20 protein-coding genes and 2 tRNA genes are annotated in these 20,774 nt (G+C 61.1%); 19 read left to right on the top strand and 3 right to left on the bottom strand.

Translation table 11 applies throughout. The features are described 5' to 3' along the window. Window positions 1-58: 58 nt before the first annotated feature. The 3 genes from KEM63_RS11870 to KEM63_RS11860 all read left to right on the top strand — a co-directional run bounded on the left by KEM63_RS11870 (window position 59) and on the right by KEM63_RS11860 (window position 2,735). Entirely contained in the window at window positions 59-2,140 is a 2,082-nt protein-coding gene (locus KEM63_RS11870; RefSeq protein ID WP_223651888.1) for a PhoX family protein, read from the top strand. A gap of 84 nt (window positions 2,141-2,224) precedes the next feature. Beyond that, window positions 2,225-2,449, top strand: coding sequence for a twin-arginine translocase TatA/TatE family subunit (gene tatA, locus KEM63_RS11865; protein WP_223651886.1), 225 nt, complete (start codon window positions 2,225-2,227; stop codon window positions 2,447-2,449). A 13-nt stretch (window positions 2,450-2,462) separates the two neighbouring features. Then, on the top strand, window positions 2,463-2,735 hold the full coding sequence (locus KEM63_RS11860; RefSeq protein WP_223651884.1) for a twin-arginine translocase TatA/TatE family subunit: 273 nt from the start codon (window positions 2,463-2,465) through the stop codon (window positions 2,733-2,735). 22 nt (window positions 2,736-2,757) lie between these two features. Here KEM63_RS11860 and KEM63_RS11855 read toward each other — a convergent pair whose 3' ends face one another. Then, a complete protein-coding gene (locus tag KEM63_RS11855) occupies window positions 2,758-4,215 on the bottom strand; it encodes an alpha/beta hydrolase family protein (protein ID WP_223651882.1) in 1,458 nt (485 codons plus the stop codon). Between the two features lie 407 nt (window positions 4,216-4,622). Here KEM63_RS11855 and gspC point away from each other — a divergent pair, with 407 nt between their 5' ends. From gspC to bamD, 13 genes are read left to right on the top strand one after another with little or no spacing between them, the layout of a single operon-like run. Beyond that, window positions 4,623-5,486 (top strand): type II secretion system protein GspC, encoded by an 864-nt coding sequence (gene gspC / locus KEM63_RS11850; RefSeq protein ID WP_223651880.1) that lies wholly within the window; start codon window positions 4,623-4,625, stop codon window positions 5,484-5,486. 6 nt (window positions 5,487-5,492) lie between these two features. After that, window positions 5,493-7,574, top strand: a complete 2,082-nt coding sequence (gspD, locus tag KEM63_RS11845) for a type II secretion system secretin GspD (protein WP_223651878.1) — start codon at window positions 5,493-5,495, stop codon at window positions 7,572-7,574. A 9-nt stretch (window positions 7,575-7,583) separates the two neighbouring features. Further along, entirely contained in the window at window positions 7,584-9,095 is a 1,512-nt protein-coding gene (gspE, locus tag KEM63_RS11840) for a type II secretion system ATPase GspE (protein ID WP_223651877.1), read from the top strand. Between the two features lie 2 nt (window positions 9,096-9,097). Next, the gene (gene gspF, locus KEM63_RS11835) at window positions 9,098-10,309 is read left to right on the top strand and encodes a type II secretion system inner membrane protein GspF (RefSeq protein ID WP_223651875.1); all 1,212 of its coding nucleotides are present in this window, start codon (window positions 9,098-9,100) and stop codon (window positions 10,307-10,309) included. A 2-nt stretch (window positions 10,310-10,311) separates the two neighbouring features. After that, window positions 10,312-10,779, top strand: coding sequence for a type II secretion system major pseudopilin GspG (gene gspG, locus KEM63_RS11830; RefSeq protein WP_223651874.1), 468 nt, complete (start codon window positions 10,312-10,314; stop codon window positions 10,777-10,779). A gap of 8 nt (window positions 10,780-10,787) precedes the next feature. After that, a complete protein-coding gene (gene gspH, locus KEM63_RS11825; RefSeq protein WP_223651872.1) occupies window positions 10,788-11,324 on the top strand; it encodes a type II secretion system minor pseudopilin GspH in 537 nt (178 codons plus the stop codon). Further along, entirely contained in the window at window positions 11,305-11,697 is a 393-nt protein-coding gene (gspI, locus tag KEM63_RS11820) for a type II secretion system minor pseudopilin GspI (RefSeq protein WP_223651870.1), read from the top strand. The genes gspH and gspI overlap by 20 nt, the downstream gene beginning before the upstream one ends. An 8-nt stretch (window positions 11,698-11,705) precedes the next feature. Further along, a complete protein-coding gene (gspJ, locus tag KEM63_RS11815; protein WP_223651868.1) occupies window positions 11,706-12,323 on the top strand; it encodes a type II secretion system minor pseudopilin GspJ in 618 nt (205 codons plus the stop codon). Then, complete coding sequence (locus KEM63_RS11810; protein ID WP_223651866.1) at window positions 12,323-13,120, top strand: type II secretion system protein GspK; 798 nt, start codon at window positions 12,323-12,325, stop codon at window positions 13,118-13,120. Before gspJ ends, KEM63_RS11810 begins: the two co-directional genes overlap by 1 nt. Before the next feature lie 15 nt (window positions 13,121-13,135). Continuing rightward, window positions 13,136-14,371, top strand: coding sequence for a type II secretion system protein GspL (gene gspL, locus KEM63_RS11805; protein ID WP_223651864.1), 1,236 nt, complete (start codon window positions 13,136-13,138; stop codon window positions 14,369-14,371). Next, window positions 14,368-14,853 (top strand): type II secretion system protein GspM, encoded by a 486-nt coding sequence (gspM, locus tag KEM63_RS11800; protein ID WP_223651862.1) that lies wholly within the window; start codon window positions 14,368-14,370, stop codon window positions 14,851-14,853. The genes gspL and gspM overlap by 4 nt, the downstream gene beginning before the upstream one ends. Further along, window positions 14,853-15,611 (top strand): type II secretion system protein N, encoded by a 759-nt coding sequence (locus tag KEM63_RS11795; RefSeq protein ID WP_223651860.1) that lies wholly within the window; start codon window positions 14,853-14,855, stop codon window positions 15,609-15,611. Before gspM ends, KEM63_RS11795 begins: the two co-directional genes overlap by 1 nt. A gap of 30 nt (window positions 15,612-15,641) precedes the next feature. After that, the gene (bamD, locus tag KEM63_RS11790; protein WP_223651858.1) at window positions 15,642-16,259 is read left to right on the top strand and encodes an outer membrane protein assembly factor BamD; all 618 of its coding nucleotides are present in this window, start codon (window positions 15,642-15,644) and stop codon (window positions 16,257-16,259) included. A 271-nt stretch (window positions 16,260-16,530) separates the two neighbouring features. Here the strand turns inward: bamD and rdgC are convergent, their stop codons facing one another. Beyond that, window positions 16,531-17,448 carry a recombination-associated protein RdgC gene (rdgC, locus tag KEM63_RS11785; RefSeq protein ID WP_223651856.1) on the bottom strand — a complete coding sequence of 306 codons (918 nt, stop codon included), beginning with the start codon at window positions 17,446-17,448 and terminating at the stop codon, window positions 16,531-16,533. Between the two features lie 213 nt (window positions 17,449-17,661). Between rdgC and KEM63_RS11780 the strand changes: the two genes are divergently transcribed. The 3 genes from KEM63_RS11780 (at window position 17,662) to bamJ (ending at window position 18,713) form a co-directional block, all read left to right on the top strand. After that, a tRNA-Val gene (locus tag KEM63_RS11780) sits at window positions 17,662-17,737 on the top strand. 13 nt (window positions 17,738-17,750) lie between these two features. Then, window positions 17,751-17,827, top strand: a tRNA-Asp gene (locus tag KEM63_RS11775). Window positions 17,828-17,969: 142 nt separating this feature from the next. Continuing rightward, a complete protein-coding gene (gene bamJ, locus KEM63_RS11770) occupies window positions 17,970-18,713 on the top strand; it encodes a BamJ family beta-barrel-assembly machinery protein (protein ID WP_223651855.1) in 744 nt (247 codons plus the stop codon). Window positions 18,714-18,961: 248 nt separating this feature from the next. Here the strand turns inward: bamJ and KEM63_RS11765 are convergent, their stop codons facing one another. Then, window positions 18,962-20,740, bottom strand: a complete 1,779-nt coding sequence (locus tag KEM63_RS11765; protein WP_223651854.1) for a GGDEF domain-containing protein — start codon at window positions 20,738-20,740, stop codon at window positions 18,962-18,964. Window positions 20,741-20,774 lie beyond the last annotated feature (34 nt).

The raw sequence follows: 20,774 nt of genomic DNA, 5'->3' as shown, positions 1-20,774 counted from the left end.
TGTCATCGACGGTTCCCAAGATGTGCTGGTCCTTAAAAAACACCAGAGGAAAGTCCGGATGTCCGTTGATAACAGCAAAGACCTGATGATGATCGACAATGGGGAAGGCGATGAGCCGTTGACCCAGCGCGCGCTGAACCCGATTTTTGCCAGCGTGCTCGAAGCTCGCCTGGCTCGCCGCCAAGTTTTGAAGGGCAGCATGGGCGCTGCCATGCTCGGTTTTCTGGGCGTAGGCCTGGCTGGTTGCAACAGCGACTCGGACAATGACGATCCGGTCGCCGAGCAGCCGGGCAGCGAACAGCCAGGCACTGAGCAACCTCCGGCTGAGCTGCTGGGCTTCAGCGCCGTAGCGGTCAGCTTCGCCGACGAGATCGTTGTTCCCGAAGGCTACAGCCATCAGGTGATCATTCCCTGGGGCACTCCCATCTCTGGCAGCATGCCGGCGTTCAGCCTGGCGAGCACAGGAGACGATCAGGCCGATCAGGTAGGTAATCACCACGATGGCATGTGGTTCTACCCGATCGACGGCAGCTCCACCGATGGTCTGCTGGTGCTCAACCACGAGTACATCGAACCGCGCTTCATGCATCTGTCGGCTGCTGGTCAGTCGCTCGGAAGCGGTGGTGTTCCGGCGTTCGATCCCCTGATTGGACGCCCGGTCGATGAAGTGCTCAAGGAAATCAATGCCCACGGTGTGACGGTGGTGCGTATTGCCAAGGCGCAGGACAACACCTGGGAGGTCGTGCAGAGCGACTTCAACCGTCGTATCACCGGACTGACTCGCATGGAGCTGACTGGCCCGGTGCGCGGCAGCGAATTCGTCCGCACCCTTTACAGCCCTGCTGGCAATGCCACGCGCGGCACGCTGAACAACTGTGGCAGTGGCCCGACTCCGTGGGGCACCTACATGGCTGCCGAAGAGAACTGGGCAGGCTACTTCCGCAATGGCGCTACCGCCGAGAACCCGGCCCCGCGTGAGCATGCCCGATACGGCGTACCCAGCGCGAACGGTCGCTACGGTTGGGAGCTGGCCGAAGGTGGCGAAGATCGTTTCGTTCGCTTTGATGCCAGTGAGAAGGGCGAGACAGCGCTGGATGATTACCGCAACGAGCCCAACTGCTTCGGATGGATGGTCGAAATCGACCCGTTCGATCCGCAGAGCACGCCGAAGAAGCGTACTGCCCTGGGCCGTTTCGGTCACGAAGGTGTGGTGTTCGCTCCGGCCGTCGAAGGCCAGCCGGTAGTCTGCTACTCGGGCGACGATTCGCGCTTCGAGTACATCTACAAGTTCGTCACCGCTGCCAATTACAACGCTGCCACGGCGGACGGTTCGCTTCTGGATGAAGGAACCCTCTACGTCGCCAAGTTCAACGAAGACGGTACCGGCAGCTGGCTGCCTCTGGTGTATGGCGAAAACGGTCTGCATGAAGAGAACGGTTTCACCAGTCAGGCAGACGTTCTGGTCAACACGCGTCTGGCCGCAGATTTCCTCGGGGCCACTCCCATGGACCGTCCTGAGTGGGGCGCGGTCGATCCGGCCAATGGTGATGTGTATTTCACCCTAACCAACAACTCGCGCCGTACCGAAGAGCAGGTCAACGCAGCCAATCCGCGCTCGGCGAACAGCCATGGTCACATCATTCGCTGGGCCGAAGAAGGCGGTAACCATGCGGCGATGTCCTTCGAGTGGGACATCTTCCTCAAAGGCGGCGACAGCGGCGAGAGCGGTGTGGAAAACAACATCGGCTTCGACCCGAACGGCAACCGCCTGACCGCCGACAACGTGCTGAGCTCCCCGGACGGCCTTTGGATCGACCCGGACAGCCGCGTATGGATTCAGATGGACAGTGGTGCTACCGACCCCTTTGGCCACTGCGCCATGCTCGTGGCGGACCCGAATACCGGAACGGTCAAGCGCTTCCTGACCGGGCCGGTTTCCAACGAAATTACGGGTATCACCATGACGCCTGACCAGCGCACGCTGTTCATCAACGTCCAGCACCCTGGCTCAGGTACGTCGGGCAGCGAGTTTGCCGCGGGCGACTACGCCAGTCGCTGGCCGGACCAGGACGCCACTCTGCCGCCGCGCTCGGCGACGGTGGTCATCTGGAAAAATGATGGTGGCGTAGTAGGTAGCTGAACCGACAGGCCTCTCCCCGGGGAGGCCATTTCCAATGCCGCCACGCTCAAGAGAACGTGGCGGCTTTTTCGCGAGGGTTTGATTATGGGTATTGGCGGAGTAAGCATAGGCTCGCTGTTGATCGTTCTGGTCATCGTGATGCTGCTGTTTGGCACCAAGCGTCTGCGCACCGTGGGCAGCGATCTTGGCGGAGCGCTTAGTGGCTTTCGCAAGGCGGTCAAGGATAGCGAAGAGGCGCGCCACGAACTGACGCTGGACGTGACTGCTACAGAAGCGGGTCGCCGTGCGAACGAGCACACTCACTCCTGAGCAGGCGTCGACGATGTTCGATAACGGGTTGGGCGAATGGGTACTGGTAGTCCTGGTCATGCTGTTCGTGCTGGGGCCACAGAAGGTGCTTGTCGCGATGAGCTTCATCGGCGCTTTGGTCGGGCGCGCTCGCAATATGTTTGCCAGCGTCAGGGCCGAGGTCGAGAAGGATCTGCCGATCGAAGAAGTGCGTGAATTGAGTGAAAAGATCGTGCAGCTACGGCCGAGCAATGTGAAACGGCGTCTTGCCGACGCCGTTTCAGGCAATCAGAAGGAGACCGGTTGATCGGGTCTCCTTCCGGTCTCGGTTACTCCGGAGTGCTGCAGGCGGGCATGAGCGCCCGTACAGTGGTCTGTGGGAAGCCATTCTGGGTGTATTCACAGCCGAAGTCAGCGTCAGACATGGCGACCGGATCAAGCAGGTCGTCGCCGTCCGGCTTCACGCCGTCCTGCTCCCACTGGATCATGGCATCGAACGTGCTGGTCCACTCTGCGATCGAGAAATCGCAGTGGCCGGGTGCACGTACGGCACGCTGAACGAGGTTGTCGCCAAAGCCGTTGCTTTCCATTCGTTCACGGTAAATCTGCTGCATCCTGATTGGCACGAACAGGTCGCCCAGGGTGTGTGCGGTTACCACGGGAATGTCGGCATATAGCTCGCCGTTGACTTTGGGAATCCACCGGAGTCCATCTTCACGTAAACCGTTGGCGCCGGGAACCGCCTGCGCCTGGACAATCGTCGCGTTGAATGCTTGTTCCGCAGCTGATAGAGGCTGACCTCTGACAGTCTGGAATCGGTAAGTGATGTTGGTCGTATCGACGACGCTGTCCTTCAGAATTCCGGTGATCGTGCCATCAGAGCCAGCGAAGCCCTGCAACAGATCCTGGAAGCTGCCGAACGACAATGGGTAGATCGGACGTGGACCGCCGCTGAGATTCTGCAGAATGGCAAAAAACTGGAAACCCAGAGGACTGGTCAATCCATTTGCGTTCTTGTTGCCTGCATAGTTGGTCCAGAGCGCTTCCCGAGCTGCGGCCAGCTTGGCGTCGGAGTCCTGGACAGGGAAAGAGTCGGCGCCCACTCCGGCTACTTCGAAGAGCGAGAGACTGTATGCCGTGAAGTAATCGAACAGCTCGGTATCGCCCATCACGCCACACATCGGGTTGGCCCCGGCGTACGGCACGAAGTTGTTGGCAGTCTGCTCGGTCTCGGCTTCGATCGCTGCACCGGCAACGTGCCCGCCCATCGAGGCGCCGGCGATGTAGTACTTGCTCGGCTGAGCCAGCGTACGGCCGTTGCGCGCGGCAATATCATTGAATGCGAGAGCGAGGGCGTTGGTGTCTTCGACGCCGGCGCGCACATCGTAATAGTTGGTGCTGTAGGTCGAGGCCGCCCAGGCGTAGCCATTGTCCAGCAGGTACTGCCGCATTGGCGGGCTGTCAGCCGTCAACTCCGGGCCTTCGCCGCGGAAGCCGTGTGCCCACATGACGAGTTGGCCGTTCCAGTTTTCCGGCACCTCGACGCGATAGCCGGCTCCATTCAGGACGCCGGTCCAGCGGCTGGTATTGGCGTAGGCGGGAACGTCGGCCGACAGTGCGGTAAACGCAAGCTGCTCTTCATCTACCACGAAATAGCCAGTATCGATGCGCTTCTGCTGCTCTGTGCGTGTGTCGACGTCGTTGCTGCTGTCACCGCCCAGGCAGCCCGACAGCGCCACGGCGCTGATGGTCAGACCGAGCAGGGCGCTCTTCTTCAATGCATTCATTGTTGTTCTCCGTGCGAAACCGTTGTTGTTGTTGGCATACCCGCGGGGCAGGCTTCGCTGCGCTAGAGTAAAGACTCAACGGTGAGACATTTCAAGACATGGTATGGCTTTTCGCTGGTATTTCGTTCCGGTCAATGAACGGGCATAGTTCGCATCGATTGCTGTAACGGTCGCTTCGCCCATATGGGTGATGTCGAGCGATGGCCAGCGCCCGTAGCCTCCATCGACATGTCTGGATAAAGGTGTAACCCGTTCAGGGGGTTGTCGGGGTATGGCAAAATCGTGACAATCACGTTCCGTTGCGGCCTGTTTCAGGCGTATAACAATAATTTTGCAAAGAAAGGTCAGTAGCCTTTGTCGCCTGACTCCGGCCTCGCTTGTACGGGCTGGATTGCCCTGGAGAGCGCATGCCTTTGGTTGCCCGTTTACCGCTTGATCCCATGTTGCGCGTCGTTACGCTAATCCTCATCGGCATTGCTGCTGTGCTGCTGGGTCGCCTTGTCTGGGCGGTCCTTGAACCTTCGAGCGTCCTGCCACCGAGCGACATGACGGCCTATTCCACGCCGCAGGAGACAGTGTCGGGCGAAACAGGCGGCTTTCGGGAGCTGTCAGCGCTGTCCGTGCTGGGCAAGGCGAAAAGCGCCGGCACTGCTGTAGTCGATGCCCCGGATACCAATCTGCGCTGGGAACTCAAGGGCGTCTTCACCAATCCTGATCCTTCGCGCAGTGGCGCGATCCTGGCGCCCCAGGGCCAAACCGAGAAACTATACCGTGTTGGCGCTTCGCTTCCGGGAAATGTTCGACTTGAGCGGGTCATGCAGGACAGGGTCATCCTGGCGCGCGACGGCAAGCTCGAAACGCTGCGTCTCAAGCGGGCTCAGGCCGAGGGCGGCGGCGGCCGTCAGCGCCCCACAGCGAGTCTGCCGCAGGCCGACCCGAGCGCCAGTCTTGCCGCGGACGGCGGTGTGGCACGTATCGACCGGGATGCCTGGCTCGAGGATCCATCCCGTTTCATGGAGGTCATCACCGCCAGCCCTGTTTTGCAGGATGGGCAGATGTACGGGCTGGAAGTGAACCCGTCACGCAATGCCCGTGAGTTCGAGGCCGCCGGTCTGCAACCCGGTGACGTGATCATCGCCGTCGAAGGCACCCCGGTCTCCGAGATCAATGATTACCGCGATATTCTGCAGGAACTGGGCGACGCCAGTTCCGTGGCCGTTTCGCTCGAGCGAAACGGCGAACCGATGAACATAACTATAACGATGGACTAGGACACGATGCCGATCTTGTTTGCTAAAAGCCGCCTCACCTTGTCTGTGGCATTGAGTCTGAGCCTGCTGAGCGGTTCGGTCATGGCTCAGTCGAGCAGTGGGCAGGGTAGCGGAACCCAGCCGCTTGTCGTTCCGGCCGGAGACCCCAACGAAGAACTGGTGCTCAATCTGCGTCAGGCAGATATCAACGGGCTGATCGAAATCGTCAGTGAAGAGACCGGCGTCAACTTCATCGTCGACCCGCGGGTCAGGGGCGAGGTGAATGTCGTGTCCGGGCAGCCGATCCGGCGGGGCGAATTGTATGACCTGTTTCTGGCGGTTCTGAAATCCTACGGCTTTGCCGCGGTGACCGGCAGCGGTGGAGTGGTGCGCATCGTCCCGGAGGTCCAGGCCAAGGAGAACGAGGTGCCCACCCTGAGCTCCGAGAGCCGCGGTGACGAGATGATCACGCATGTGATTCCGGTGCGGCATATCAGTGCCGGTCAGCTGGTGCGTATCCTGCGTCCGCTCGTGCCTAAGGGCGGCCATCTGGCTGCGGCTGCCGAATCCAACTCTCTGGTCATCGCCGATACCGCGTCGAATGTGCGGCGTATTCAAGGTCTGATCGAACGTATCGATCAGGAGTCGATGGATGGTGTTGAAATCGTGCCCCTTGAGCATGCCTCGGCGCTGGAAGTCGTGCGCATCGCCCAGGGGCTCGAAAGCGGCTCGGAAACGGAAGACTTCACCAAGCGTGCACGGATATTCGCCGACGAGCGGACCAACAGCGTGATCCTGCGAGGCGATCCTGAAAGCCGCTCCACGCTGCGCAACATGATCCAGCGCATGGATGTCCCGGGTCAGGGGGGTGACACCCAGGTTCATTACCTGCGCTACGCCAAGGCCGAGCAAGTGGCCGAGGTGCTGCGCGGTATCTCCGAAGGAAGAAACCGGCAGGGTGAGACGGCCTCCACCAGTGACCCGAACTCGGGTATGTCGAGCACCGGTACCGGTGTATCCCAGTCGCAGGTTCGCATCCAGCATCATGAGAGCACCAACTCGGTAGTGGTTCACGGACCAGCAGAGCTCTCGAGGGAGATGGCGTCGATCATCCGCCAGCTCGACATCCGCCGCGCCCAGGTCCTGGTCGAAGCGGTGATCGCCGAAGTCTCGTACGATCGGGCCAAGGAGCTCGGTGTTCAGTGGGGTGTCGGCAACGAGAACGGTGGCGTCGGCATCATCAACTTCAATCGCAACGGTCGCGGCCTGGTGGGCCTGGCCGGGGCCGTACGCGGCTATCTCGATGGCGACATCACTACCCCGCCGTCATTTCCCGATGGTGGCAGCTTCGGTGGTATCGGCAGTATCGGCAGCACGCAGATAGCGTTGCTGGTCAATGCGCTGCAGGGTGACAGCTCAAGCAACATTCTCTCCACACCAAGCCTGCTGACACTCGATAATGAAGAAGCCGAGATCGTCGTCGGTCAGAACGTACCTTTCATTGTCGGTCGCTCGGTGGAGAATTCCGGTCAGGCCTTCGACACCATCCAGCGGGAAGACGTGGGTATCAAGCTGCGCATCCGCCCGCAGATCAACGAAGGCAACGCAGTGCGTCTGGAAATCTCACAGGAGGTTTCACAGATCGCACCGGGTGCCAGCGGCGCAGCAGACATCATTACCAACAAGCGCAGCCTGAATACGCATGTCATGGTAGATGACAATGAGCTCATCGTGCTGGGCGGTCTGATCGATGATCAGATGGTCGAGACGCGTGACAAGGTTCCGGGGCTCGGCGATGTGCCGTTTCTCGGCCGCCTGTTCCGCTACGACACTGCAGATCTGCAAAAGCGCAACCTTATGGTATTCCTGCGCCCGGTGATCGTGCGCGATACCGCGGTGTCGGAGAGCCTTACGCATTCCAAATACTCTTACATTCGCGATCAGCAGGTCCGCGAGCAGCAGCGCGACGGTCGCCTGCTGCCGAGCAATACCATGCCGGTCCTGCCTGACTGGAATTATCTGCTGTCACTGCCGGCACCGTTTGAAAACGCCATCCAGGGCATGGCCCCGGCAGAAACCACGATTCCCACGCCGCCGACAGTCAACTGAGGTTAACGGATGAGCGACAGCGATATCAGCGCCATCATTCCCGAGGCCGGTCCGCAGGCGGATACGGGGTATCGTTTTGCCCGTCGCTTCGGACTGTTGCCGGGCAACCTGCATGGGGACGAGCTCGACGTGTATGTACGCGCCGACTGCGATCCGCAGGCGCTCCTCGAGCTGCGTCGGTTGGCGGGTCACCCTCTGCGTCCGCTGGTGCTCGACGATGACGCTTTCGCTGCCCGGCTCCGCGACCGCTACGAACGCTCGGCCAACGATGCGATGCAGTTCGTCGAAGGGCTGGGTGACGATGCGGATCTCATGTCGGTGGCCCAGTCGCTGGCAGAGCCCGAGGACCTGCTCGAATCGCAGGACGAAGCGCCGATCATTCGTCTGATCAACGCTCTGCTGTCCGAGGCGGTCAAGGAAAACGCCTCTGATATTCACATCGAGCCGTTCGAGAATCGCCTGTCGATCCGCCTGCGCGTCGATGGCGTGCTGCGGGAAATCCTCGAGCCGCCGCGGGCTCTGGCGCCAGTCATCGTCTCGCGAATCAAGGTCATGGCCAAGCTGGATATCGCCGAAAAGCGGCTGCCCCAGGACGGGCGTATCGGCCTGCGACTGGTTGGTCGTGCAGTGGACGTGCGCGTCTCGACCCTGCCGTCCGGTCACGGCGAGCGGGTTGTGCTGCGTCTGTTGGACAAGCAGGCCGGCCGTCTCGAGTTGCGTCAGCTCGGCATGTGTCAGGAACATTACGACGCGATGGAAAGGGTGATCAGCCGGCCGCACGGGATCGTGCTGGTGACCGGGCCGACAGGCTCCGGCAAGACCACCACGCTGTATTCAGCCCTGATGCGGCTGAACGACCGTAGCCGAAACATTCTCACCGTCGAGGATCCGATCGAGTACTACCTCGACGGCATCGGCCAGACGCAGATCAACTCGCGTGTCGACATGACGTTCGCCAGAGGGCTGAGAGCGATCCTGCGTCAGGACCCGGACGTCGTCATGGTCGGTGAGATCCGGGATGTGGAAACCGTTCAGATTGCCATCCAGGCGAGTCTCACCGGCCACCTGGTGTTTTCCACATTGCACACCAATACGGCCGTTGGAGCGATCACCCGTCTACGGGATATGGGCATCGAGCCTTTCCTGTTGTCGTCCACGCTCAATGGTGTGCTCGCGCAGCGGCTGGTGCGTACGCTGTGTTCATACTGCCGCCAGCCGCATACCGCAACAGCCAGCGAATGCCGGCTCATGGGGATCGACCCGCAACAGGCGCCGACTCTTTATAGCGCCGGAACCTGTGAGCAGTGCAACGGCACAGGCTATCGCGGCCGTACCGGCATCTACGAGCTGATCGAGATTGATGAAACGCTGCGCGGGCTGATTCATGACGGTGCCAGTGAGCAGGCGATGGTGCGTCATGCCCGGCTGGCTCAGCTGGGCATCAGGCAGGATGGACTGCGCCGTGTGCTCAACGGCGACACGACCCTTGAAGAAGTCCTCCGCGTTACCCGGGAGGACTGATCATGCCGGCATTCGAGTATGTCGCGCTGGACCAGGCGGGACGCACCAAAAAAGGTGTCGAAGAAGGTGACTCGTCCCGTCAGGTAAGATCGCGCCTGCGCGAGCAGGGATTGATGCCGATGGCGGTCAACCAGATTGCCGAGCGGCAGTCTGCGCTGCGTATGCCCGTCATGCAAAAGCGCATCAAGCCGCTCGAGCTGGCCCTGGCAACGCGTCAGATGGCGACGCTGGCCCGCGCCGGCATGCCGATCGAAGAAGTTCTCGGTACTGTGGCTCGCCAGAGTGAATCGCAGAAAGTCCGCTCCACGCTGTCGGCGGTGCGCACCCGCGTCATGGAAGGCTTGCCGCTGGCCCATGCGCTGGGCGAGTTCCCTTCGGTATTCCCGGCTATCTACCGCACTACCATCGCTGCAGGCGAGCAAGCTGGCCGGCTCGACATCGTGCTCGAGCGTCTGGCAGATAATGTCGAAGCGCAGAATGCGATGCGCCAGAAGATCATGCTGGCAATGTTCTATCCCGCTATCCTGACCGCCGTGGCGATACTCGTGACCGTCGCACTGTTGACCTACGTGGTACCGGAGGTGGTACAGGTGTTTGCCGGCATGAACCAGGAGCTGCCCTGGTTGACGCGGGCGCTCATCGCTACCAGCGACACGCTGCGTAACTGGGGGTTGCTGATGCTGATTGCGCTGATCGCGCTGGTGGCGATTACCAAACAGTTGCTCAAACGTCCCGGGCCGCGGCAGGCATGGGACGACTGGTTGCTGCGCCTGCCGCTGATCGGGCGTCTGATTCGCGGTCTGAACACGGCTCGTTTCGCCCGAACGCTGAACATCCTGGCGGGAAGCGGCGTCCCCTTGCTGGACGCGCTGAACATGAGTGCCAGCGTGGTCTCGAACGTGCCGATGCGAGAGGCGGTGAGTGACGCCGCCAAGCGTGTGCGCGAGGGCGCAGGGGTCGGGCACTCCCTTGAGCGCAGCGGCTACTTCCCGCCCATGACCCTGAGTCTGATAAAGAGCGGGGAAAGTAGCGGAACGCTGGACAAGATGCTCGAGCGTGCGGCCGAAACGCAGGAGCGCGAACTCGAGGCGCGCATCGCCATCGTCATGGGCGTTTTCGAGCCTCTACTCATCCTGGCAATGGGCGGTGTGGTACTCGTCATCGTGCTGGCCATCCTTCTGCCGATTTTTGAACTCAATCAACTGGTTAACTGAATATGACAAAGACATTCAATCGCTCGGCCGCGCTACAGCGCGGTTTCACCCTGATCGAAGTGATGGTCGTCGTGGTCATCCTCGGGATTCTCGCAGCTGTTGTCGTGCCTCGCGTAATGGACCGGCCGGATCAGGCGCGGACCACCAAGGCACAGAACGACATCAGGGCCCTCGAGAGTGCGCTCAACCTGTACCGCCTGGACAATTTCAACTATCCCTCGACCGAGCAGGGTCTGGGCGCACTGGTAACGCGTCCGACGGGCACTGACGCGCCGCGCAACTGGCGTACCGGGGGTTACATCGACCGGTTGCAGCAGGACCCGTGGGGTAACGACTACCAGTATCTGCGACCCGGTCGCGAAGGCCGTGAGTTCGACCTGTACAGCCTGGGAGCGGATGGCCGTCCTGGCGGCGAGGGCTCCAATGCCGATATCGGTAACTGGAACGTCGACCGCGCCGAGGAACGCTGAAATTGACCATGGCGCAGCGTCGCCTACCCCACAGCTTCAAAGGGTTTACCCTTATGGAGTTGCTGGTCGTGCTGGTGCTGGTTGGCGTCGTGGCAAGTCTGGCAACGCTCGCTGTGGGAGATGGCGCCGAGCGTCAGGTACGCAGCGAGGCAGATCGGTTGGCAAACGTGCTTCGTTTGGCGCGCGACGAAACAATGATCACCGGTGAAGCGGAGCGGGCACTGGGGCTGCGCCGGGATGGGTACAGCTTTCTTGAACTGGTTCTGCTGGATGACGCGACGCGTGAATGGCGCACCGTGAGTGATGCACAGCTTGGCCCCCATCCCATTGATCAGCAGCTGGTGGAGCTGGATCTGGTGGTTGAGAACAAGCGTCTGGCGCTGCCGCAGACCAGTGGCTGGGAGCCGCACATCCGCCTGAGCAACACAGGGGAAATGACGCCTGCCTTCATCACGCTGCGCAAGCCCGGCAGCAACATAGAACGGCAGATCGAAATCGGCGCCGATGGCCGCATCGAGGTGGTGGATGCGCAGCCCGAGGAGTGAAGGCGGTTTCACCCTGCTTGAGGTCCTTGTCGCACTGGCCGTGCTTGGTGTGGCGCTGGCCGCGCTGGTCAAGACCGGATCGGAACATGCCCGCAATACCAGCTATCTGCATGAGCGGACGTTGGCGCACTGGGCGGGGCAGAACGTACTCGCGGAATACGAAGCCGGCATGCGGGCCGTGGGCGAAGGGGACCATTCCGGCGAAGTGATCATGGGGCCCTATCGCTACGGTTTTCAGGCGAGCGTCACGGATTTCTCGGCCACTGCGCCGTTTCCGCTGCCGCCGGTCAAGCGAATCGATGTCCGGGTATGGATGGCCGAGCGCGGCGAAGAAGAGCAACGCGCGAACGTCAGCGGGTACGTGTTGCCATGATCAGACGAATGAAACCTATGCGAGGCTTCACGCTGCTGGAGATGCTGGTAGCCATGGCGGTCTTTGCGATCATGAGCATGGTGGCTTATCAAGGTCTCAGGGCGGTACTGGATGCCGACCAGATCACCCGAGAACAGGCCCAGCGGCTGGCTGATTTGCAGGTAACGCTGAGCGTGCTCGAAAGGGACCTTGCTCAGGTAATCGATGTGGGGGTGCGCGACGAGTTCGGCGACCGGCTGCCACCGTTGCGGTTGCGCGCCGGCGGTGAAACCGATCTGCTTGAGTTGGTGCGCGCCGGCGCGGGCGGCGACCAGCGGATCCGGCGGACAGCCTGGCGCATAACCGAGCGCGGCCTAGAGCGCGAGATGTGGCCGGGCGTGGATATCGTCGATGCCGAGGCGATGCGGGTGCGACCGTTTGCCGAGCTGGTCGGTCCCGAGCAGATTCTCGGACTGGATAGTGGCTTTTTCTTCATCGTTCGCACGGAAGAAGGATTGGAGCGTGTCGAATCATGGCCTCCACCGGATGCGAATGAAGAAGATGCTTCGTTGCCGCTGGCTGTCGAGCTGGTACTCGATCTGCCTGGCGTCGGTCCGGTTCGCAGACTCATGTCGGTGGGGCTGTGATGCCGCACCGCCAGAGGGGTATCGCGCTGGTCACGGCGCTGCTGGTCGTCGCGTTGGCGACGGTTGCCGCGGTGGGGATGGCCCTCCGGGGGCAGGCCGACATCCGCCGTACCAGTGCCGTCTTCGAGCGCGATATGTCCAGACATATTGCAGCGGGCGCTGAGGCTATGGTCTTGCAGGTCCTGGAGCAGGCCGGGGGGCCGGATGACCTCCCCTGGGAAACGTGTCTGTCACCGGTGCTGCCCTTCGAGGTGGATGGCATTCGCCTGCAGGCAACGCTGGACAACATGCAGTGCCGGTACAACGTGAACGCCCTGGCCGGAGCAGACGAGGTCGAGCAGGGGTATTTCGCCAGTCTGGTGGACCGCGTCTCCCAGGAGTCCGGCGTCAGCATGCCTTCAGGCGCTCAGCTGGCCCTGGCAGTCACCGACTGGATGAACCCGGAAACGGATGATCCGGTGTATCGGCTCGCCGATCCGCCGAGGGTCTCCGGTAATCGGGCGATGATCGTGGCTTCGGAGCTGGCGGGGATCAGCGGCATGAGTGGCGAGGCCTGGCAGGCCCTGTCGCCTTTTGTGACAGCCTACCCCGGCAATGCAAGTGCCATAGACCTTGAGCGAAGCAATGACATCATCAAGGAGGTATTCGTGGAGCGCCCGGCGCCACAACAGGCGCCTTGGTATGTCCGGCTGCAGATCGTGGCCGAATTCGGCGAACGACGCTACTACCAGTGCACTTTGCTAGATGCACCGAACGGAAAAGTGGTGCTTAGAGAACAAACGGCCTGCGAGCCCTGACAACGGATCTGGAATATGTTGATAGTACTTTTGCCGGAATCGACCAACGTTACCGCCCCCAGCGCCGCGCCGTGGCACTGGTGGCGGCTGGACAAGGACGGCAGCATTCTCGACAGCGGCGCGCATGCACTGCCGGAGTTGCGGTCACGCTTTCCGGCTGAGCGTATCCGGGGTCTGGTGCCATCGTCTGCGGTCACGCTGTATCGTTTGCCGATGCCGGTGAAACGTCAGTCGGCGATCCGCGCAGCGCTGCCATTCGCGCTGGAAGACAGTCTGGGCCAGGAGCTTGACGAGCTGCATTTCGTCGCGGGTTCGCGCCGGGCCGATGGCAAGGTCGCCGCCGCGGTCGTCGAGCACGAAAGCATGCGCATGTGGCTGGGCTGGTTCGACGATGCTGGTTGGCGAGTCGAAGCCTTCATTCCCGTCGCGGCGCTCTACGCCGAGCAACTGCCGGACGCGGGCCTGCGTGCGCAGGCATCACCGTGGCCCAGCAGTGAGGAGCAGATCATCGTCACCTCGGCTGATCGCGAACCGGCCATCGTGGAACGCAGCCTGGCGGGCTTCTGGTTGCAGCGCTCGCTTGCCGAGCGGGATGCCGAAGACCGCCAGGTTGAACTGCTGGGACTGTCGCTGGACCGTTTGGGCATGCAGGACGCCGACACGATTACCGAATCGGCTCAGCGACCGGTCCCGCTAGCGACGCTGCTCGCGCGGTGCGCGAAGCCGCTACCACCGATGAACCTGCTGGTACAGCCCTATTCCGGCGGAGCCGGGGCACCTCCGTGGCGCAAGCTGCGCGGAGTGGCCATTGCTGCCGGGCTGTTGCTGGCCGTGCTGGCTGCCCAGCTGGTTTCCGAGTGGCTGATACTGAGTAATGAACGTGATCGGCTTCGCGCGGACATTGACGCTCTCTTCGATCAGACGCTTCCCAATTCGAGACGTGTGGATCCGGTCGAGCAGTTTCGTCAGGCACTCGATGGGTCTGCCGGGCAGGGTGCCGGGAGCAGTATGGGACCGCTGTTGTATGAGGCGCTCGCCTTGACCAGTTCCGGCGAGCGGGGCCGGGTCACACAGTTCAGGGCTACCCCCGCCGAGGTGGAAATTGAATTGCAGTTGCGCTCATTCGCCGATCTGGAAGCGATACGAGAGAGCCTGGCAGAAAAGCCGGGGTTGCGGGAAAACCTGCAGGGGGCGGACTCCGGCGCAGAGGGTGTAACGGCGCGACTCAAGATCGAGAGAGGTGAATCATGAAGACCTGGTGGGCGGGCCTTGCACCCCGTGAGCGCGCCATCCTTGGCGGCGGGCTGGCGGTGCTCCTGGTATTGATCCTGTGGCTATGGGTGTGGGAGCCGATCGCCAAAGGACGCGCCGATCTGAGAAGCGAGGTTGCTGCACTGCAGGCCGACCTCGGCTGGATGGAGCAGGTTTCGGATCAGGTGCGCCGGCGGGCAGCCCAGAGTAGCCAAGCCGCCGGCGCTTCGGCAGCCGGCGGATCGGTGCTGACTCTGGTTGAAGTGGCCGCCAACGCCTCGGGAATCAAGTCCGATATCGAACGTGTCCAGCCGGAAGGACAGGGGGCCCGGCTGTGGTTCGATGAGGTCGGTTTCGACCGGATGATCGCCTGGCTAGGACAACTGGAACAGCGTCACGGTCTGAAGGTGAGCCAGTTGGCGGTGGACGCTCGGGGCGAGGCGGGTATGGTGTCGGCTCGCGTTCTCGTGGAGCCTCGGTGATGGCCTTCAGGATCAGCAATCGGGTAATCGGTGTAACGGCCGCGCTGTTGTTCGTCGGCTCCCTGATCTGGCATATCCCGGCCAGCATGGCATGGGCGCTGGTCGCGCCGCGGCTGCCCGCCAAGGTCGATCTCAGCGGCCTGACCGGCACGGTCTGGTCTGGACAGGTGCGCAACATGCGCGTGGGCGGCATCGAGCAGGGTGCCTTGCTCTGGTCGTGGCAGCCCCGACAGGCCTTCGTCGGGCGGTTGGGCCTGGACATATCCTGGCTGCCCCGCAATGGACGCATCGATGCTGATCTCAAGGCGGGCATCGGCTCGCTCCGCCTGGAACGGATTACTGGCAGGCTGGATGCCGCGACCATGGCGGCACTTAACAAGGCCCCCTTTGTATTGGGGGGGACCTGGTTGTTCGATGTCCCGGTGTTGCAGCTGAACGATTTCGAACGTGTCGAAGCGGCCGAAGGTCGGGTGGTCTGGCAGGATGCCGCCGGCGGTCTGCCGCAGCCGTTTCCGCTGGGGCATCTGGCGGCGGATCTCGACGCCGAGGATGGTTGGCTGATGTTACGCTTGTCGGACGAGGGCAGCGGCCCGTTGGGGCTCGGCGGCACGGCCCGGTGGCGGCCCGCCCAGCCGATGCATATCGATGCCAGGCTGCGGGCGAGGGCTGATGCGCAACCAGCACTCGCGCAGGGCCTGGGTCTGCTTGGGAGGCCTGATCAGGAAGGGTGGGTGCGATGGCGCGCCCGCCTTCAGTAAAACAATGGGCGACTCAACGGAGGTAAGGCGGTGAAGCGCACAGGATTACTGCTGACGGTACTTGTCGGTTTGAGCGGTTGCGCGGCGACGGGGCAGAACGACGCCCAGCGCTCCGCAGATCTGGCTGATGTACGCGCCAAACTCGGCCTTGGCGGCTGTGACGCCAGGCTGGTGCAGCAAACACTCTCCCTGAAACAGCCTGAGCTGGAGCAGGAGGCGGCGTATGTCTGTCTGCAGCAGGGAGAACTTGATCTGGTGGATCAGCTGCTGTCTGGCTATGAGCAGCGTTACGCCGCGCCTCCTCACCGTGATTACGCGGCATATCTTGCCGCGCTTTCCGAGTTCATGCGCTTCGAAGCCGCTGCACAGGATGCCCAGCAGCGCCTGCAGACCGGACGTACAGCGCACGCGGCATTGGTTGGCTTCGTCAGGGAGTATCCGGATTCTCAGTACCGCAGCGAGGTTGCGCCCCGTCTTCAGCGAATTCTCGAAGGCATGGCCAGAGCAGAGTTCGAACTCGCCCAGCTGGAGGCCGGCACGGGGGATGCAGCAACAGCTGCGGCTCGGATGCGCTATGTCACGCGCCACTACGCACGGACCGAAGCGGCCAAGGATGCGCGGGCCTGGCTGGAGTCATCCCCCAACTGAGAGCGCGACTCCGAGGTCAGCCCGAGAAACATTTTTTGGCGCTTGGGCTTGACATTGTACACAGGACGTCGTCCCGCGCCGGCATGAGAAATTTCGACCTCAGGGACTCTGCTTAACGAGCCTGTCTTCGCTAACTAATTGATTTAAAAGACTTTAAATCTGGTTAAAAATTGATCAAGTTAAGGTAGCGCCCCGTCTATCAAGCATTGGCGAGGAAATTTCAGCGGCTATCCACATACTTGTCCACAGATTCTGTGGATAGCCGATCGGGTTACACGCCCTGTGGAATGTCCTCTCCACCCAATGCAGAGGTCAGGGCGGGAAGCAATTCGGAAAGCGTCCGAGCCATGATGATGAAACTGGCATCCATCTGACTGGCCATATCATCTCCCGCCTGATCGTCCGCTTCGTCGCGGAGCAATTCCTCGAACCGCAGGCGTTTTACGGTGATCTTGTCGTCCAGCGTAAGACTGACCTTTTCCTGCCATGCAAGAGCGAGCTGACTCACCTGCTTGCCTACCGTGAGGTGCTGCTGGATCTCGTCGCTGCCGAGATCCTGACGTTTGCAGCGGATCACCCCGCCGTCCTCATGGGTGTCACGCAGCTCACATTCGTCGCCGATCACCAGGCCTTCGGGGGCGGAACCCTGTTTCACCCAGTCAGTCATGCAGGCGGCAGGAGCCATCTTTACATTAAGAGGTCTGACCGGAAGGCTGCCGGTGCTCTCCCGAAGCATGTTGAGCAGATCTTCGGCGCGCTTGTTGCTCGACGAGTCGACGGCGATCCAGCCTTCCTTCGGTGCAATGCACGCCAGCGTGGTCTGCATGCGTGTGAATGCTCGTGGCAGCAGCGACATGACGATCTCGTCTTTCAGCGTGTCGCGCTCTTTCTTGTACACCTTGCGGGCATCACGGGCTTCTATTTCTTCGACTTTTTCTGCCAGAGCATCCTTGATGACGCTGCCCGGAAGAATTCTCTCTTCCTTGCGCAACGCTACCAACCAATATCCGTCCGCTACCTGCAGGAGATTTTCCGAGTGGCGGCCAAACGGCGTCGTCCAACCCATGGTGTGGGTTTCCTGGCTAGCGCAGGGTCGAGCAGGGCGCTGCTCCAGCGCAGCGAGCAATGCGGCCTCGTCGAAGGGCACGTTCTGGCTGAAGCGATAGAAAAGCAGATTGCGAAACCACATGAGTACCATCCTATGTTGCGAAATCAATATCCCGCCGGCCAGCGGAGTAAGCACGCGCCCGGGGGAGGGTTTGGCATATTGCCTGAGAGCGTCCCTGCCGACCAGTGCATGGAAGCGCAAATAACGTATTGAAAAAGAGTCGGATTTTTTTCAAAAAAGGTATTGCCACGCCGTTCAAAGCTGCCTAGAATGCGCCCCACTTCGAGAGCAAATGGGTGATTAGCTCAGCTGGGAGAGCATCTGCCTTACAAGCAGAGGGTCGGCGGTTCGATCCCGTCATCACCCACCACTCGAGGTAATGCGCAGCGGTAGTTCAGTCGGTTAGAATACCGGCCTGTCACGCCGGGGGTCGCGGGTTCGAGTCCCGTCCGCTGCGCCATTTTTCCCTCCTGTGACACATTCCACACGCATACTCGCCCCGGTTGGCATTCTTTGGCCTATCCGGTAGCGCTCACGCATCCTGCCCTGTTAAGCTTCGGTCTTTATTTTCTGCCCTTGTGGCGTGTTCGATCGAGGTAAGCATGAAGCGAAATCTGCTGGCAGCCAGCGTTGCACTTAGCGCATTGACTCTCGTCGGTTGCGGTGAAAAAGAACCAGAACTTGAAACCTCCATCCAGCAAGCATCCTACGGCATCGGTCTGAACATGGGCGAAAGCCTCTTGCAGGACGGCCTCGATGACATCGACCCGCAAGCCCTTGCGCTGGGTATGCAGGACTCGCTCGAGAAGAAGGAGCCGCGCATTGGTGAGGAAGAACTTCGCCAGGCGTTCACCGAACTGCAAACGCGTGCCGAAGAGCGCGCGGCAGGTCTCGTCAACGAAACCCGCGAAGCCAACGAAAAATATCTGACCGAAAACGCCGAGCGTGAAGGCGTTACTGTCACCGATTCGGGCCTGCAGTACGAGGTAATCGAGTCGGGTGCCGACGGCGCGGCGAAACCGGATGCCGATGATGTCGTGACCGTGCACTACGAAGGCAAGCTGGTGGATGGCACTGTTTTCGACAGCTCCCTGAGCCGTGGTGAGCCGGTTGATCTTCCTGTGAGTGGGGTCATCCCCGGCTGGGTTGAAGCGCTTCAGTTGATGCAGGTGGGTGACAAGTGGAAGGTTACGATCCCTAGCGACCTTGCCTATGGTGAGCGCAGCCCGAGCCCGGTGATCCCGCCGAACTCCGTGCTGGTGTTCGACATGGAGCTATTGGGCATCGAAGGCGGCGACGCGGAAGGCGAAGCGGAAGCAGAGGGCGAATCCCCTGCGGACGAGTAACACTCTGCAGCCAGTCGCGCACCAGTATTAAAGACAGGGTGTTACCGTTATGCACAGCAGACGGTAACACTCAACACATTTCCCCGGTATTTCGTCCCATTTGTCTGATAAACCCAAGTCGCTGATTTTAAAGGTTTTTGTTTTTGAGCAAAAAATGCTCGATTCACCTTTGCACCAGCTTCCATAAGGCTTGGCCCCCGTTTCCCAGAAGTTGTGAACAGACTTATCCACAGAACCTGTGGGTAACCCTATTCCATCGCAACGGCGCTCTCTACGGGGTGCTCTGCGACCCGACATTCGAAGATGCTGAAACCCGAAGATCGCTTTGCCTGCTGCTTGGCGTACGAGGCGAGCTCTGCGACAGCGGCTGGTCCGATCCCGGGAATGGCTTCGCCGGAGAGATGGACGACGCCAATCGACAGTGCCAGCAGGTCATGCCGGCGCCAGTCGCCATGCCGATCAGGCGCCAGGAAGAATCCGGCGCTCGAATGTTCCTCACGGTAGATACCTTTGCAGAAAAGCGCGAATTGGTCGCCAGCCGCTGTCAGTCGCGCTCGCCAGTTCTGGCTCTGCAAGACCAGCATGAAATCGTCTCCGCCGATATGGCCCACGAAGTCACAGCGGGGATCGCATGCTTCTCGCAATATTTGCGCCAGCCCGAGCAGGACTTCATCCCCCTTGCCGTATCCATAAAGATCGTTGAAGGGTTTGAATGAATCGAGGTCGACATAGCAGAGTGTGGCCGCTTGCCGGTTGGCCAGGGTCTTGCCAATACAGTCCTGAATCGGGACATTCCCGGGCAAGAGTGTTAGCGGGTTGGCATGGCGCGCCTGGCGGACTTTCAGCTCGGTGATTTGTCGCAGCACGTCAATCACACGCCCCAGTCCTATATAGTGATCGCGGTCGACGAGTATGAAGTCCTCTTCCAGCCGCTGCCGCGCTCGACTCGTAAGCAGACGGCTGACTCGCTGCAGGCTCTGTTTGACGTCGATCGCCAGATAGTCCCGATCCATGAGCTTTTCAATCGGCTTGCGTGCATACAGCTCGTGGGCGAAAGGCTTCAGCATGGTCTGGCTCAGCTGGTACCCGTGAACTGTGCCGACCGGGCGTCCTGCCTCATCAACCACCGCCAGACTATTCAGGCTAGGCTGCTGCTGGAAGCGCGCCAGCACCTGCGCCACGGTTTCACGCCGGGTGATGGGCGGGATATCCAGTAGCAACCCGTGGAGGGTCTGTTCCTGCCCGGTCCGCGGATCCCTCTGCGCGAGGCGCTCAATGATGTCGCGATCACATTTGGCTGGCTTGGCTTCGGGCCGGCCCAGCCAGTACCCCTGTACCCAGTCCACGCCCATGTCCTCGAGCACACCCAGCTCCTCAGCACACTCTATCCCCTCGGCAATCACATGCGCCTGGGACGCCTTGGCCATGTTGAGAATGCTGCCGACGAACTCACGCTTGACGCTGTCACGATGGATGCCATCAATGAAGTGGCGATCAATCTTGACGAATTCCGGGTGCAGCTGTGACCAGAGACGCAAGCTGGAATAGCCGGCACCCAGGTCGTCCAGCGCGATCGAAAATCCCATGGTCCGATAATGCTGCAGAGCAGTCTGAAGCAGCTCGAAATTATCGATGGGTGATTGCTCGGTCAGTTCGATCACCACGCGGGACGCGGACAGACCCGTTTCCTCCAGCGCCTTCAGCGTCAGCCCGCGCGTGTGCTGATGTTCGAGCAGTGTCTCAGGTGAGACGTTGAGAAACAGCCTGCCGGGAAGGCCCAGCTCAACGAAGCGGCGTATCGCGCGCTTGCGGCACAAAGCTTCGAGCTCGGAGAGCATGCCCCAATGTCTCGCTGCAGCGAACAGCGTAAGGGGAGAGTGCAGCGAGCTATTGGATGGTCCTCGGCTGAGGGCTTCGTACCCGACTATACGCCGCTCGACAGTCGAGGCGATCGGTTGAAACAGAACGGAGGTAGCCTCATCGGCAAGAATTTGCTCTAGGGCGTAGCGCTGCTCGAGGACAGTCATGAATGTACCGGGAACAAGAAGGAATCTGCCCGGT

The organism is Halopseudomonas nanhaiensis, from assembly GCF_020025155.1.
Lineage (GTDB): Bacteria > Pseudomonadota > Gammaproteobacteria > Pseudomonadales > Pseudomonadaceae > Halopseudomonas > Halopseudomonas nanhaiensis.
The sequence above is the reverse complement of the archived record's forward strand: the minus strand, read 5'-3'. Positions and strand labels throughout refer to the sequence as shown.